11 protein-coding genes and 1 tRNA gene are annotated in these 15,468 nt (G+C 72.2%); 8 read left to right on the forward strand and 4 right to left on the reverse strand.

All coding sequences use genetic code 11. The annotated features are described in order from the left end of the window. Nucleotides 1-2: 2 nt before the first annotated feature. Nucleotides 3-1,523 (forward strand): cellulase family glycosylhydrolase, encoded by a 1,521-nt coding sequence (locus C6N31_RS08705; RefSeq protein ID WP_198357347.1) that lies wholly within the window; start codon nt 3-5, stop codon nt 1,521-1,523. Nucleotides 1,524-1,547: 24 nt separating this feature from the next. On the opposite strand, the gene C6N31_RS08710 is transcribed toward C6N31_RS08705, so the two are convergent. Both C6N31_RS08710 and C6N31_RS08715 read right to left on the reverse strand, forming a co-directional pair. Next, nucleotides 1,548-1,964 carry a CBS domain-containing protein gene (locus C6N31_RS08710; RefSeq protein ID WP_138355085.1) on the reverse strand — a complete coding sequence of 139 codons (417 nt, stop codon included), beginning with the start codon at nt 1,962-1,964 and terminating at the stop codon, nt 1,548-1,550. Between the two features lie 354 nt (nt 1,965-2,318). Then, nucleotides 2,319-2,394, reverse strand: a tRNA-Arg gene (locus tag C6N31_RS08715). Nucleotides 2,395-2,694: 300 nt separating this feature from the next. On the opposite strand from C6N31_RS08715, the gene C6N31_RS08720 reads away from it, so the two are divergent. The 7 genes from C6N31_RS08720 to C6N31_RS08750 all read left to right on the forward strand — a co-directional run bounded on the left by C6N31_RS08720 (nt 2,695) and on the right by C6N31_RS08750 (nt 11,574). Next, nucleotides 2,695-4,317, forward strand: coding sequence for a dynamin family protein (locus tag C6N31_RS08720; protein ID WP_198357348.1), 1,623 nt, complete (start codon nt 2,695-2,697; stop codon nt 4,315-4,317). 293 nt (nt 4,318-4,610) lie between these two features. Further along, a complete protein-coding gene (locus C6N31_RS08725) occupies nt 4,611-6,140 on the forward strand; it encodes a GTPase (protein WP_232484965.1) in 1,530 nt (509 codons plus the stop codon). Between the two features lie 304 nt (nt 6,141-6,444). Continuing rightward, on the forward strand, nt 6,445-6,849 hold the full coding sequence (locus tag C6N31_RS08730; RefSeq protein ID WP_138355088.1) for a single-stranded DNA-binding protein: 405 nt from the start codon (nt 6,445-6,447) through the stop codon (nt 6,847-6,849). A gap of 235 nt (nt 6,850-7,084) precedes the next feature. Next, nucleotides 7,085-8,476, forward strand: a complete 1,392-nt coding sequence (locus C6N31_RS08735; RefSeq protein WP_138355089.1) for an LAETG motif-containing sortase-dependent surface protein — start codon at nt 7,085-7,087, stop codon at nt 8,474-8,476. A 292-nt stretch (nt 8,477-8,768) separates the two neighbouring features. After that, nucleotides 8,769-10,433 carry an energy-dependent translational throttle protein EttA gene (gene ettA / locus C6N31_RS08740; protein WP_138355090.1) on the forward strand — a complete coding sequence of 555 codons (1,665 nt, stop codon included), beginning with the start codon at nt 8,769-8,771 and terminating at the stop codon, nt 10,431-10,433. After that, on the forward strand, nt 10,433-10,885 hold the full coding sequence (locus tag C6N31_RS08745; protein WP_138355091.1) for an acyl-CoA thioesterase: 453 nt from the start codon (nt 10,433-10,435) through the stop codon (nt 10,883-10,885). Before ettA ends, C6N31_RS08745 begins: the two co-directional genes overlap by 1 nt. After that, the gene (locus C6N31_RS08750; protein ID WP_138355092.1) at nt 10,882-11,574 is read left to right on the forward strand and encodes a DUF8185 domain-containing protein; all 693 of its coding nucleotides are present in this window, start codon (nt 10,882-10,884) and stop codon (nt 11,572-11,574) included. Before C6N31_RS08745 ends, C6N31_RS08750 begins: the two co-directional genes overlap by 4 nt. Before the next feature lie 103 nt (nt 11,575-11,677). On the opposite strand, the gene C6N31_RS08755 is transcribed toward C6N31_RS08750, so the two are convergent. Both C6N31_RS08755 and C6N31_RS08760 read right to left on the reverse strand, forming a co-directional pair. Next, nucleotides 11,678-12,673 carry an ABC transporter ATP-binding protein gene (locus tag C6N31_RS08755; RefSeq protein WP_138355093.1) on the reverse strand — a complete coding sequence of 332 codons (996 nt, stop codon included), beginning with the start codon at nt 12,671-12,673 and terminating at the stop codon, nt 11,678-11,680. Further along, complete coding sequence (locus C6N31_RS08760) at nt 12,670-15,468, reverse strand: FtsX-like permease family protein (RefSeq protein WP_164607916.1); 2,799 nt, start codon at nt 15,466-15,468, stop codon at nt 12,670-12,672. Before C6N31_RS08760 ends, C6N31_RS08755 begins: the two co-directional genes overlap by 4 nt.

The raw sequence follows: 15,468 nt of genomic DNA on the forward strand, positions 1-15,468 counted from the left end.
CCATGCGCCTGCGCCGTACCGCTACCGCACTCGCCGTCAGCGCTGCCCTCCTGGGCGCCGGAAGCCTCCCCGCCGCCGCTCAGGCCGGCCAGAACGCTCCGGCCCAGGCCGCCCGGAGCCACCAGGCAGCCCCGGTTGCCGCCGCCCCCCACCGGGCGGCGGCACCGGTGGCGGCCGGCACCGTCACCACCCCCGACGGCCGGACCTATCTCGCCGACCGCCAGGGCCGCGCCCTCCAGTTGCACGGCCTCAACCTCGGCAAGACCGACACGGTCACCGAGGCGGGGATCGCCGAGCTCGCCACGAGCGGCTTCAACCTTGTCCGGCTCAACATCCAGTGGCAGAAGGTCGAACCGCGGCGCGGCCACTACGACACCGCCTATCTGCGCTACCTCGGCCGGGTCATGGACTGGGCGGACCGGTACGGCGTCCTGGTCCTCGTCGACTGGCACCAGGACGTCTTCGGGCCGGCCTTCGGCTTCAACGGCATCCCCGCCTGGGCCACCCGCACCGACGGCATCCCTTACGAACCGCTGCCCGGCGACGACTGGTTCGCCAACTACTTCCAGCCCGCGGTCGGTGCGGCCTTCCGGCACCTCTACGACGACGCGGATCTGCGGGCCGCCCAGGCCGCCGCGTACACCAAGGTCGCCGCGACGCTGCGCGGCCACCGGTCCCTCCTGGGCTACGACCTGTTCAACGAGCCGTTCGGCCCGTTCACCGGTGACCCCACCGACCCGGCCACCCAGATCGAGAACTCCGCCGCGATGGAACGGGGCCGGCTCGCCGGCCTCTACCGGCGGCTGATCGCCGCCGTCCGCACGGCCGATCAGGACGCCTGGCTGTTCGTCGAGCCCACCGTCCTCATCGGCCAGGGCGTCCCCACTCAACTGCCCGGCTTCAACGACCCCCGGCACGGCTCCGACCGCATCGGCTACGCCCCGCACTACTACGACACCGCCGTGGAGAACGGCGCCGACTGGGATCCCGCCGACGGGTTCATCGAAGCTTACGAAGCCGTCATCCGCGCCTATCCGGCCGCTCACAGGATGCCGGTCCTGGTGGGCGAATGGGGGCCCGCGAAGGCCACCGGCAGCGGCAACGCCGAGCTGATACGCCGCCAGACAGCGTCCATGCGCGGCTTCGCCACCGGCTGGGCCCTGTGGTACGACTGCCACGCCGCCGAAGGCGGTGGCTACTGCGCCTACGACGCCGACGGCCGACCCGCGCCCGGCAAGGAGCCGGTGTTCGCCGCCTACGCGCCGGCGATCGCCGGGACACCCGGTGCGGAGTTCTACGACCCCGCGACCCACACGTACACCCTCGCCCTGACCACCACCGCGGTCTCGCGGCGCGCCTGGACGGAACTGCGGCTGCCCGCCACGGCGTTCCCGCACGGCGCCAGGGTGTCCGTCACCGGCGCCCGCGGTGCCCTCGTCCACCAGGTCGCGGGAGAGGCGCGGATCCTGCTTCCGGCGACCCCGCCGGGCAGGCACGTGACGCTGACGGTCACGGCCCGCTAGAGCCCTGCGGCCCCCGGAAGGCTCCTAGTCGGCGCGGATCGCCGCCGCCAGCGCTCCGGCCTTGGCCGCACCCAGCTTGCGGGCGACATCGGCCTCGCTGATCATGCCGACGAGCGAGTCGCCGTCCAGCACGGGGATCCGGCGGACGCGCTTGGCGGCCATCGCGGCGACGACGCTGTCCGTGTCGTCGTCGGCCTTGGCCGTCAGGGGCTTCCCGTTCATCAGCTCTGCGGCCCGTATGGCCGACGGGTCGTGCCCGATGGCCACACACCGCAGAACGATGTCCCGGTCGGTGAGCACGCCCCGCAGTCCGCCGTCCGAATCGGTGATGGCCAGCGCGCCGATGCCCGCATCCCGCATCCGCTTGGCCGCCACGTCCAGCGTCTCGTGTTCGGAGATGCTCTCCACACCCTTGTGCATGATGTCGCGTGCAGTCGCCACGGAAACTCCGTCCATCGCAGGTAAGCCCCCGCATCGACGCTAGGCGAGCCCGCCCCGCCCTGCATCCGGAGCCGCCCCCTGCTCGCCCACCAGGCTGGCGAACCGGTCACCCACCCCGAAAGTCTCTTCGGCCCGCCGCTCGCCAATCACTGGGCCGAACGGGTGCCGAACGGACACCGGCCGTGTTCCTGCCAGAAATGTCGACACGGATGAGGTACACCCGCCGGGAACGAGCCGGCGACGCCGTACGCACTCGGGGGCAGCGACTCACGTGAGTCGCTGCCCCCGAGTGCATGAGCAGGGCGCCGTACCGGCACGACCTGCGGAAAGGTTTCCCCGGAACGGGTGAAGCGGTGGTGCCCCCAGCAGGACTCGAACCTGCGGCCAAGTGCTTAGAAGGCACCTGCTCTATCCACTGAGCTATGGGGGCCGGACAGTGGCCGCGGCTGTCTCCGCCCCTGGGTGGTTCCGTGACCTGGCCGGGGTCAAGGATAGGGCGCGGTGGACCTTCTACCGGTTGCTTCACCTCCGTGACACGTTGTGGAGGTTCAGTGAAGCGGTCCGATAATCGCAGGCGGGTACGAATGCTGCACCGCTTTTTCCGCCTCAGTCGGTGGCCGTTGTGCACTCGTTATGCCCGGGTCTCGTCCGGCTCGCTTACCGCCGTATCGGGTGCGTGCGGGCCAAAAAGGCGTGAACTGGGCGGTATACGCTTCAAAAATGCGCCAAAATGGGGCATTCTGCCACTGTGGCGATCTTGGACGTACGGCCCGATCTGCTAGACGCGCTGTCCGCGCTGCGCGACCGCGTCGACGTCGCGCGCTTTCCGTTCCCACTTCCTGGAGCCGCGCGGGCCCGCCGTACCCGCCAGGAGCTGATCGCGCAGCTCGACGACTATCTGGTGCCCCGGCTGCGGACCCCCGAAGCGCCGCTGCTGGCGGTGGTCGGTGGATCGACGGGGGCCGGGAAGTCCACGCTGGTCAACTCGCTGGTGGGGCGGCGGGTCAGCGAGGCGGGGGTGCTGCGTCCCACGACGCGGACGCCGGTGCTGGTGTGCCACCCCGCGGACCGGGCCTGGTTCTCCGATCCGCGGATCCTGCCGGGTCTGGCACGGGCCTGGTCCGCGCGGCCCGGGACGCAGGACGAGGACGGGGCCGCGGAGGGCGAACTGCTGCGGCTGGAGATCGATGACGCGCTGCCCAGGGGGCTCGCGCTGCTCGACGCCCCGGACATCGACTCGCTGGTCGCGCGCAACCGTGAGCTGGCCGCGGAGCTGATCTGCGCGGCGGACATCTGGATCCTGGTCACCACCGCGTCGCGGTACGCCGACGCGCTGCCCTGGCATCTGCTGCGCACCGCCAAGGAGTACAACGTCACGCTGGCCACCGTGCTGGACCGGGTGCCGCACCAGATCGCCGAGGACGTCGCCCGGCACTACGCGGCGCTGCTGACGAAGGCCGGGCTCGGGGACGTACCGCGCTTCACCGTTCCGGAGCTGCCCGAATCCGCGGGCGGCGGCGGGCTGCTGCCGCAGACCGCGGTCGCCGCCCTCCGCCAGTGGCTGGCGCACAACGCCGAGGACCCGGCCGCCCGCCAGCAGGCGGCGCAGCGCACCGTGGTCGGCGTCCTGGACTCGATGCGCGCCAGGATGCCGGCGCTGGCCTCGGCCTCGGCCGTCCAGCACGCGGCGGCGGTACGGCTGGCCCGTGGCGCGGAGGACGCGTACGCGGAGGCCGCCGAACGGATCGACGGCGCGGTGACGGCCGGGGTGCCGTTGGCCGGCGAAGCCCTGGCGCGCTGGCTGGAGTACCCGCACTGCGGGCGGGAGGCGCTGCAGTCCGCGCTCGCCGAAGGGCTCGCGACGCTGCTGCGCTCCGAGGTCGACGCGGCCGACGAACGTATTGCCGCCGGATGGCAGCGGGACCGCGCGGGGGCCGCGCTGCTCGCGGAGCCGGACGGGCGCCCGGACCGGGCGGCCGCCGCGGACCGGATCGACGCCGGGGTGGCGCGGTGGCGCGAGGGTCTCACCGACCTCGCGTACGCCGAGGTGCGGGCCGCCCGCGCCGCGGATCGCGCCCCCGCCGACCCGGAGGACGCGGCGGCGCTGCTGGCCACCGTCCTGCTCGGCGGCCGGCGCGGGAGCGCCGCCGGCGAACGGCTCGCGGAGACCGTCGGCGCGCAGGCCGCGCTGCGGATGCGCGACCGGGCGCGGGAGCAGCTGGAGGACGGCGTCGCTGGGCTGCTGCGCGGTGAGTGCGAGCGTCGACTGGCGCCCGTGGATGGCCTCGATGTGACCGCGCAGCAGCAGTCCTCGTTGATCGCCGCACTGTCCCTACTGCAGAAGGAAAGGTGATCGCGGTGGCTTCCACGGCAGGAACCGGCACGGGCGCCACCAGAGGAACGGGTGCCACCAGAGGAACGGGTGCCACCAGAGGAACGGGTGCCGGCGGAGGACGGGGTGTGGGCGGAGGATCACGCGCCGCCACAGGCGCGGGTGCCGGCGGAGGATCGGACTCCGCCAGAGGATCTGGTTTCGGCGGAGGAACGCGCGCGGCTCGGGGTAGCGGAGCGCGTTCTTCCGGGGGCTCGTACGGGGCCTCGCGTTCCCCTGACCCGCTCGCGGCCCGGGTCGACGCGCTCGGGGAGTTGCTGGGGCTGTCCCGGACGCGCGTCAGCCCGGACGAACTCGCCGAGGCCGGAGCGCTGTTGGAACGGCTCGGAGAGCGTCGGCGGCTGTCGCTCGATCACACGGTCGTAGCGCTGGCCGGTGCCACCGGGAGCGGCAAGTCGACGCTGTTCAACGCGCTCGCGGGACTGGAACTGTCGGCGACGGGCGTCCGCCGGCCGACGACCGCCGCGCCGGTCTCCTGCTCCTGGGACCCCGAGGGCGCGGCCGGACTGCTGGACCGGCTCGGCATCGCCCCGCAGGATCGTTACGCCAGAAGGAGCGTGCTGGACGGCGCCGACCGCGTTCCGGGGACGGACGAGCGGCTGGCCGGGCTCGTGCTGCTGGACATGCCGGACCACGACTCGGCCGCGCCCGGCCACCGCGACCAGGTGGACCGGCTGCTGCAGCTGGTGGACGTGGTGGTGTGGGTGCTGGACCCGGAGAAGTACGCGGACGCCGCGCTGCACGAACGCTATCTGCGGCCGCTGGCCGGCCACGCGGACGTCACGCTGCTGGTGTTGAACCAGGTGGACCGGCTGCCCGGCGACGCCGCCGACCAGGTGCTCGACGATCTGCGGCGGCTGCTCGACGAGGACGGCCTCGCCGTCGGCGAGCACGGCGACGCCGGCGCGGTGGTGCTCGCGGTCTCGGCGCTCAACGGGGTCGGGGTGCCCGATCTGCGGGCCTGTCTCGGGCAGATCGTGGCCGAACGGGGGTCGGCGAACCGGCGGCTCGCGGCCGATGTGGACCGTACCGCCGGCCGCTTGCAGTCGCTGTACGTGGGCGAGGGCGCGGTGGGCCTGACGGATCCCGCGCGTGAGGACTTCGTCGACCGGTTGGCCGACGCGGTGGGTGTCGCGGGCGCCGGCGAGGCGGCGGAACGGGACTGGGCGCGTGCCGCGGAGGCTGCCTGCGGCACTCCGTGGGGGCGGCTGACCGGCGAACGCCAGGGCGGGGCGGACCGGGTGGCCCGTGGGCCGGCCGGGCTCGCCGCGTCCCGCCCCGCGGTGGACGAGGCGGTGCGGGCGCTCGCGGACGACGCGGCCCAGGGGCTGCCCGTCCCGTGGGCGCAGGCGGTGCGGGACGCGGCGCGGCGCGGCGGCGAGGGACTGCCGGCGGCGCTCGACACGGCGGCGGCCCGCGCGGAGCCGGGGCAGCCGGAACGGCCCACCTGGTGGTCGGCGGTGGGCGCCGCCCAGTGGCTGCTGATGAGCCTCGCGGTGGCCGGGGTGGTGTGCCTGGTCGCGATCGCGGTGGGTTCGCTGGACGCTTCGTGGTGGCTGCCGGTGGTCCTGCTCGCGGTCGGCGCCCTCGGCGGCCGGGCGCTCGCCTGGGCCTGCCGTATCGCCGCGCGCGGTCCGGCCCACCGGTACGGGCAGGCGGCCGAGCGCCGGCTGCGGGCCGCCGCGGCGGACTGCGGCCGGGCGCGGGTGCTGGAGCCGGTCGCGGCGGAACTGCTGCGCTATCGCGAGGTGCGGGAGCAGTACGCGGTGGTGGCCGGGGGCTGAGCTGTCCGGCGCCCCTGCTCGGCCTCGCGAGCCGGCACCCCCACCCTGCGCCCTGCCCGGCGCCTCTGCTCGGCCTCGCGAGCCAGCACCCCGCCTCCCGCCCTGCGCCCCTGCTCGGCCCTGCGGGCCGGTACCCGAGCCCGGCACCCGGGCCGGGATTTCACCCTCAGGAGTGACGGAGATATCCACAACCGGCCGGTAATCCACAGATTCGGTCCGTTTTTTCCACGCTCCGTCCGGCTCGTGCACGATGTTCTCAGGGCATTCGGGAGCGGGAATTCGGCGGCGGGGGGAGAGCGGGCGCATGAATGAGACGTCGGTGACGGTGGTGGGGAATGTCGTGACGCAGCCCGAATTCCGGGAGACCGAGACAGGAGTGCCGGTCATCCGGTTCCGGCTGGAGACGACGGCGCGCCGCTGGGTCGCGGAGCGGCGGGCCTGGAGCGAGGGCAGTACGAGCTTCTTCATGGTGCGCGCGTGGCGGACGTTGGCGGCCAATGTGCGGACGTCCGTCCAGGTCGGCGAACCGTTGGTCGTGCGGGGCCGGTTGAGGGTCCGCGAGGAGGAGTACGACGGACGGTGGTATGTCGCCGCGGACATCGACGCGGTGGCGATCGGACACGATTTGTCCCGGGGGACGGCGGCGTTCCGGCGGGTGTCGGTGGTCCGGCCGGAACTCATTTCGCCCGGGCCGGTCGAGATGTCCTGAGAGGCCCGTTTGTGCAGCTTTATACGGGCGAGTGACATCGGTGACTTATCGACATTCTCATGACCATCCCTTAATCGCATAACGATTGCGATTCGAAACGGTTATGGGAGGGGATTGTTGGTGGCCGCGATACCTGTGGTTCCTAGGATTCCTTCGGTACTGCGGGGGCCCGGATGCTCTCGGAGCCGCAGGCGAGGCCACCCTCACGACCCGGCTTCGCCCGAAGGGGAGTTCCATGTTCAAGATTCAGAGGCGCGGCGTTGCCCGCCTCGCCGCCGCGGGCCTGGCCACGGGTCTGCTCGCAGCCGGCGCGATATCCGGCGCGGGAGCCGCTTTCGCGGACGGCGGTGCCACCGCGGTACTGGGCGGTCTGCAGGCCGACAAGTCGGACGGCGTCGTCATCCACGAGGGTGGCAAGAACAAGCCCGTCAACGCCGGTCTGTTCACCATGGACGTCGGCGGCGGCACCATCCAGACGTACTGCATCGACATCCACAACCCGACGCAGAAGCACGCGAAGTACCAGGAGGTCCCGTGGGACTCCTCTTCGCTGCACAACAACCCTGACGCGGGCAAGATCAACTGGATCCTGCAGCACTCCTACCCGCAGGTGGCCGACCTCAGCGCGCTGGCCAAGGCCGCCGGCTCCGGTCCGCTGACCGAGAAGACCGCCGCGGCCGGTACCCAGGTCGCTATCTGGCGCTTCTCGGACAAGGCGAACGTCGACGCGAACGACCCGGCCGCCGAGAAGCTCGCCGAGTACCTGGGCAAGACGGCGACGGACACCCCCGAGCCCAAGGCGACCCTGACGCTCGACCCGCCGGCCGTCTCCGGCAAGTCCGGCGACAAGCTCGGCCCGGTCACGGTGCACACCACCTCCACCACGCCCGTGCAGATCGTGCCCGCCTCGGACATCCCGGCCGGCGTGAAGATCGTCAACAAGTCGGGCAAGGCCGTCACCTCCGCGAGCAACGGTGACCAGCTCTTCTTCGCCATCCCGGCGGGTGCCGCCGACGGCACCACGTCGGTGACGGCCACGGCCGTCACCCAGGTTCCGGTCGGCCGCGCGTTCACTGGCGTCGACAGCAAGAGCCAGGTCCAGATCCTGGCTGGCTCCAGCGCGACCACCGCCACGGCCACGGCCACGGGCACCTGGGCCAAGAAGGGCCCGATCCCGGCGGTCTCCGCCACGGTCAACTGCGCCAAGAACGGCGTCGACGTCACCGCCAGCAACAAGGGCGACGAGGCGTTCACCTTCGAGCTCGCCGGCAAGAAGTTCTCCATCGAGGCCGGCAAGTCGAAGACCATCACCGTCCCGGTGAAGGAAGACCAGAAGTACGAGATCACGATCTCCGGCCCGAACGGCTTCACCAAGACGTTCAAGGGTGTTCTGGACTGCAAGACGACCGGTACGCCCACCCCGGCGCCGAGCACCCCCACCACCCAGCCCAGCCCGGCCTCGGCCGGCTCCACCACCGGCACCACCGGCGGTGACCTCGCTCAGACGGGTGGCAGCAGCGCCACCCCGATGATCGCGGGCATCGCCGTCGCGCTCGTCGCGGTCGGTGGCGGCGCTGTCTTCTTCCTCCGCCGGAAGAAGTCGGCCGCAACTCCCGCTGGCCAGTAGCAGCGGGCAGTAGCCGCAGGCAGAAGTAACGGAAACAACGGGGGCGGGACTCTTGGAGTCCCGTCCCCGCTCCGTCCCCGCCCGGCCACCGCAACCAAGCGGCGACCGGGCGGCGGCCGTCCCAGGCCTTGCCCGGGCCGGTCCCGGGCCGTCCCTGGGCCGTGGCGCCCTCCGCAGGGATCGGCTGAGAGTGCGCAGGCCGGGGTTTCTGACCTACCCGTTCGCCCGTCGGGGTGGACGTGCGGCAAGATGGGGTGTATCTGCCCACACATCGATTGCCGGACGGTTTCTCTTGGCTGAGTACATCTACACGATGCGCAAGACGCGCAAGGCACACGGCGACAAGGTGATCCTTGACGACGTGACGCTGAGCTTCCTGCCCGGCGCGAAGATCGGTGTGGTGGGTCCCAACGGTGCCGGTAAGTCCACGGTGCTGAAGATCATGGCGGGTCTCGAGCAGCCCTCCAACGGTGACGCGTTCCTGTCGCCCGGCTTCACCGTCGGCATCCTCATGCAGGAGCCGAAGCTCGACGAGTCCAAGACGGTCCTGGAGAACGTCCAGGACGGCGCCGCCGAGATCATGGGGAAGCTCAAGCGCTTCAACGAGGTCGCCGAGCTCATGGCGACCGACTACTCGGACGCGCTGCTGGACGAGATGGGCAAGCTCCAGGAGGACCTGGACCACGCCAACGCGTGGGACCTCGACGCGCAGCTGGAGCAGGCCATGGACGCGCTGGGCTGCCCGCCCGGCGATTGGCCGGTCACCACCCTCTCCGGTGGCGAGAAGCGCCGTGTCGCGCTCTGCAAGCTGCTGATCGAGGCCCCGGACCTGCTCCTCCTCGACGAGCCCACCAACCACCTCGACGCCGAGTCGGTGAACTGGCTGGAGCAGCACCTCTCGAAGTACGCGGGCGCCGTCGTCGCCGTCACTCACGACCGGTACTTCCTGAACAACGTCGCCGAGTGGATCCTCGAACTCGACCGCGGCCGCGCGATCCCCTACGAGGGCAACTACTCCACGTACCTGGAGAAGAAGGCCACCCGCCTCAAGGTCGAGGGCCGCAAGGACGAGAAGCGCGCCAAGCGCCTCAAGGAAGAGCTGGAGTGGGTCCGCTCCAACGCCAAGGGCCGTCAGGTCAAGTCCAAGGCGCGCCTGGCCCGTTACGAGGAGATGGCGGCCGAGGCCGACAAGGTGCGGAAGCTGGACTTCGAGGAGATCCAGATCCCGCCGGGCCCGCGTCTGGGCTCCATCGTCGTCGAGGTCAACAACCTCTCGAAGGCGTTCGGCGACAAGGTCCTGGTCGACGACCTCTCCTTCACCCTGCCGCGCAACGGCATCGTCGGCATCATCGGCCCCAACGGTGCGGGCAAGACCACGCTGTTCAAGATGATCCAGGGCCTCGAGCCCGCGGACTCGGGCTCGGTCAAGATCGGCGACACGGTCAAGATCAGCTACGTCGACCAGAGCCGCGCCAACATCGACCCCAAGAAGACCCTCTGGGCGGTCGTGTCGGACGAGCTGGACTACATCAACGTCGGCCAGGTCGAGATGCCGTCGCGGGCCTACGTCTCCGCCTTCGGCTTCAAGGGGCCGGACCAGCAGAAGCCCGCCGGCGTCCTCTCCGGTGGTGAGCGCAACCGCCTCAACCTGGCGCTGACGCTCAAGGAGGGCGGCAACCTGCTGCTCCTCGACGAGCCCACCAACGACCTCGACGTCGAGACCCTGTCCTCGCTGGAGAACGCCCTGCTCGAGTTCCCGGGCGCGGCCGTGGTCATCTCCCACGACCGCTGGTTCCTGGACCGGGTCGCGACCCATATCCTCGCGTACGAGGGTGAGTCCAAGTGGTACTGGTTCGAGGGCAACTTCGAGTCGTACGAGAAGAACAAGGTCGAGCGGCTCGGCGCCGACGCGGCCCGCCCGCACCGCGCCACCTACAAGAAGCTGACCCGCGGCTGATGGCCCGGCATATCTACAGCTGCCCGCTGCGCTGGTCGGACATGGATGCCTTCGGGCACGTCAACAACGTGGTCTTCCTGCGGTACCTGGAAGAGGCGCGGATCGACTTCATGTTCCGGCTGGCGCCCGGTGAGGGCAGCACGTCGTTCACGGGCGGGTCCGTCGTGGCCCGGCACGAGATCGACTATCTGCGACCGCTGGTGCACCGGCACGCGCCGGTGACCATCGAGTCGTGGGTGACGAAGATCGGTGCGGCCTCGATGACCGTCGCGTACGAGATCAAGGACGAGGAGGCCGTGTACGTACGGGCCTCCACGATCGTGGTCCCGTACGACCTCGCGGAAGCGCGGCCGCGGCGGATCAGCCCGGAGGAACGGTCGTTCCTCGAGGCGTACCGCGACGAACCGCCGTCGACGGCGGAGGCCGTGGCGGAAGAGGCCGTCGCCGCATGACGCGGCTGCTTCTCGCCGGTGCCGGGGAGGCGGCGGGCCTCGCCGCCTTCCTGGGCCGGCTGGTCCGCTGGGACAAGGCCGCCGTGGTGCGGCTGCGCTCCGCGGAGGGGGTGCTGGCGGTCTTCGGCCAGCCGCCCTTCGGCGGCGTGCTCGCCATTCGCACGGCCTCGCTCCGCGACGTTCTCGACCTCGATGCCACGGTCTCGGCGGGGCAGCTGCTGGAAGGCATCGAGGAACGGATCGAGGCAGGCGCCGGGGAAGCCCCCGACGGGAGCGGCGACGCCGTCGTGGTCCCGCCGTCCGTCACCGGCCCCGCATGGGCCGGGCTGCTGCCGCCGCGCGGTGGCTGGCAGCGGGTCGCGGAGTTCGCGCCCGAGGACGTACGGGCCGCCGCGGAGCGGCTGGTGGGGGAGTTCCGCTCGCGTACCGAAGTGCTGGTGCCGGAACGGCGGACGCGGGCCGAGCTCGACGCGCTCGCCGAGGAGGTCTGGTCCCGGCCGGTCGGGGACACGGCGCTGCCGATGCGCGCCGTGCACGCGGCGCAGGCGCTGGGTTTCCTGCGGGGTGGCCGCGACGAGCCGTTCACGCTGCTGACGGCAGGGGCCTGGCTGCGGCTGCGTACGCCCTACGGATCGATCGCCGTACGGCGCACCGCCCTCGGCTCCGGCCTGACGGTCACGCCCGCCTGACGGTCAAGGCCAGGCCCGCCTCGGACGCGTGCCAAAGCAGACAACGACGCACCACAACGCCGCACCACAACGCCGCACCCAACGACGCCACAACGCCGCCGGATCAGTCCTCCTCCGGCGGCGTCGGCCGGTCCGGCCAGACGCCGATGTGGTCGGATTCCAGTTCCAGCAGGACCCGGTTCTCGATGGAGAGCGCCGCGGTGTAGTCGCGGGGCAGCTGCAGCCGTCCGGCGCGGTCGACGGTGGCGTACTCGCGGGCGACGACCGACTCCTGGCCGTGTTCGTCGATCTCGGTGTGGCGCAGCACCTCGGACGCCGTCCTGCCGTCCCGGATCGCGACCGTGCGGCGTACGGCGTCGGCCACGGCGTGGTCGTGGGTGACGACGACAACGGTGGTGCCGAGCTCCTCGTTGGCGGTCCTGAACGCGGCGAAGACCTGCTCGCCGGTGGCGGAGTCCAGTTCGCCGGTCGGCTCGTCGGCCAGCACCAGGGACGGGGAGTTGGCGAGTGCCACGGCGATGGCCGTGCGCTGCTGCTCGCCGCCGGACATCTGCCCGGGGTGCCGGTCGTGGCAGTAGCCGACGCCGAGCATGGTGAGGAGCTCCGTGGCGCGGGCGGCGTGCAGCCGCTTGGCGCGGAACCCGTCACGCCCCGACAACTGCATCGGCAGCACGACATTCTGAGCTGCCGTCAGATAGGGCAGCAGGTTGCGGGCGGTCTGCTGCCAGACGAAGCCGACGACCTCCCGGCGGTAGCGCAGCCGGGACTTGGCGTCCATGTCGAGCAGGTCGTAGCCGCCGACGGAGGCAGCGCCCGCGGTCGGGACGTCAAGGCCGGCGAGGATGTTCAGCAGGGTGGACTTGCCGCTGCCCGAGGCGCCGACCAGGGCCATCAGCTCACCCTTGGCGACGAGCAGGTCCAGGCCCTGCAGCGCCTGGACCTCGACGCCGTCGGCCGTGAAGATCCGTACCAGCCGGTCGCAGCTGATGAGCGCGTCCTGCCCGTAGGCGGGCTGCTCGCGGCGGGCCGCCGCCCGCTGTTCCAGATCGGCCAGGGTGGTCGTGGCGCCGCCGGCGCCGCCCTCGGTGGTATGGGTCATGAGCGGTCTCCTACTCTCAGGTCCGTACTCTCACGGCGCAGTCCGGTCACCCAGACCTGCGCCAGCAGCACCACACAGGCCAGCGCCAGCAGTCCGGCCGAAGGCAGCGCCAGCGAGAGCGGGTCGGCGCGCAGCCCGAGGCCGGCGGGTACGTTCGTGCCGGGGTCGCTGCCGAACGCGAGTGCGGTGATGTCCACGCCGGGCCCGAGCAGCGGGATCACCGCGAGGCCGACGAGCACGCCGCCGATCGCCGCCAGCAGTGCCTGCGGCAGCATTTCCAGGAACACCAGCCGTCGCCCGTCGCGCCGCCCCATGCCCATCGTCCGCAGCCGGGCGAGCAGCGCGGCGCGTTGGGGGGCGGCCTGGAGCAGGGACAGCAGCAGCGCGAGCGCACTGTAACCGGCGCCGCCCGCGACCGCGGCGAGATAGATGCCCCGCGCCCCGGACTGCAGGGCCGAGTCGGCGAGTACGCCGCGCTCCTCGCTCAGCAGGGCGACGAACATGTTGGAGCCGGACGCGGCGGTGGCGGCGCGCAGCGCCTTGCCGTCGATGGGACCGTTCGCGGTGATCATCAGCACCGTGGGGCCGGTGTATTGGCTGTAGTTCATGTCCGGGTGGCGCTTGGCGAGTTGCGCGGACGAGACGATCACGAAATCGGTGTTGGGTGCCGCCGGAGTGAGGTCCAGCACCGCTGCGGCCTTGATCTCGGTCGTTCCGATGGCGGGCTGCACCGAGAGGGTGCTGCCCGCGAGCTTCGCGGCGACCTTGCGGGAGACGACGGCCGGCATCGGGCCGGTGCCGTCGTCGTGCAGGAGTGCGTCGGCGGGGAAGTCGGGGAGCCCGATGGAGCGGGTCAGCGCGGCGTAGGCGACCGGGTCGACGCTGAGCACGCTGTAGGGCATCCCGAATCCGGAGGTGGGGGCGCTGGGCTCGACCCGGACGCCGGTGGTCCCGGCGACGCCGGGCACCTGCCGGATGTTCGCCGCGAGTTTCTCGGGCAGGACGAAGTTGGCGTCGATCCTGGCGTCCGCGCCGATGGCCGCGCGGGCCGCCTCGTCACGGCCGTCCGCGACCCCGGCGAGCACCGATCCACCGAACGAGGCCACCGTCAGCGACATCAGCAGGGCGAGCAGCGGCAGTTGGGCGCTGGCCGGGGAGCGGCCGGCGCGGGCCAGGCCGAGGTGGGTGACGGCGCCGGTCAGCCGGGCCGCGGGCCGGGCCAGCAGCCGCAGCGGCAGCGGGTACAGGCGCAGCAGGATCAGGGCGGCGGCGATGGCGACGAGGACGGGTGCGGCCGCGAGAAACGGGTCGGCGCCGCTGACGGTGCCCCGCCGGCGCAGGGCGACGACCGCGCCGATGACCAGGACGGTGACCGTCAGCTCGGCCACCGTACGGCGCCGGGAGGGCCGGGCGGCGGCCACGTCCTCGCGTGCGGCCGGGCGCGGCCTGCGGTGGACGGCGACGGCCCGCAATGGCAGGGCGAGCGAGGCGGTCACGGCCACTGCGGAGCCGAGCAGCACGGACAGCAGGTACCGGTCGGTCGGCAGCAGGACCAGGGCGAGCACGGTTCCGGCGAGCGCGGCCGGCACGGCGGCCGCCGTGGTCTCGCCGAGCAGCCGTCCGACCATGCCGCGCAGGGAGCCGCCGCGCGAGCGCAGCAGGGCGAGTTCGCCGCGCCGCCGCTCGGCCGCGAGCCCGCCGGCCATGAGCAGGACGGCGAACGCGGTGGCGCCGACACCGATCGCGGCGACCAGGACCAGCGGCAGCGCCGCCGCCCGGTCGCGTTCGTAGGCGGTGAGCAGCCGGCCGAGCCCGGTCGTGATGTGGATGTAACTCCCGGTGCCCTCCTGCAGCGCGGTCGCGGCCGGGCCGCTGTCGAGCGAGGCCAGCTGCGCCTGGAGCGGGGCCACGTCCTGGGCCGTGAGCCGGCCGGCGTCGGCGGGGTGGTGCCAGTAGAAGGACGCGCCCTTGCCCAGGCTGAGCAGGGCCGGTGCCGCCTCCGGCGCGATCAGCACGGTGAAGTGCCAGTAGAACGTGGGGTATTCGCCGGGCCGCGGGGGAGGTGACGTCAACTGGGGAGCGAGGACGTCGGGTTCCTCGTTCCAGTACGCGCCTCCCGGCTCGGTGGGTGAGACGATGCCGGTCACATGGACGGTGAACGCCGTGCGCAGGGTGCTGAGGTGGATCTCGGAGCCGGGACGCAGGCCCATCACCTTGGCGGTCTGTTCGGTGACCGCCGCATCGACGCGGTTCGACCCGCCCGACGCGTCGGCGGGAGCGGGACCGCGCGGCATGCTGCCGGCCACCAGCCGGGAGTGCTGCTCCAGACCCTGCTGGGCGACGAGGTCGGCCATCGGGTTCAGCACCTTGGTCGGCCGGGGCAGTCCGGGATCCAGCGCCGCGGAGTCGCTGCCGGTCCTGACCCCGATCACGGACTGACCCGGCAGCAGGCGCAGAGGCGGTCGTACGAGCTTCTGGAACTCCGACTCCACGCCGGCGATCCACTCCGGCGCGAACCGCGACGCTCCGGAGGCGCCCTCGGTGTCCGGACCCGACGAGGTGTCGCTGAGGGACAGCGTGCGGTCGCGCAGCTTGGCGTCGGCGAGCGAACCGCGCAGCGCCTTGACCTCGTAGCGGTCCACCGCCCGCGGCAGCGCGGCCGCGAGGAAGGCGGTGACCAGCACGAGCAGGGCCATCGCGATGGCGGCGGCCGGAGCGGCGCGCAGCCGGACCCGCACCCAGGAGAGCGCGGCGGCCCGTGGAGCCGCCGGGAGACCTTCGGTCCCGTTCGTCAT

Origin of the sequence: Streptomyces fildesensis (genome assembly GCF_016107395.1) — a bacterium.
Taxonomy (GTDB): Bacteria; Actinomycetota; Actinomycetes; order Streptomycetales; family Streptomycetaceae; genus Actinacidiphila; species Actinacidiphila fildesensis.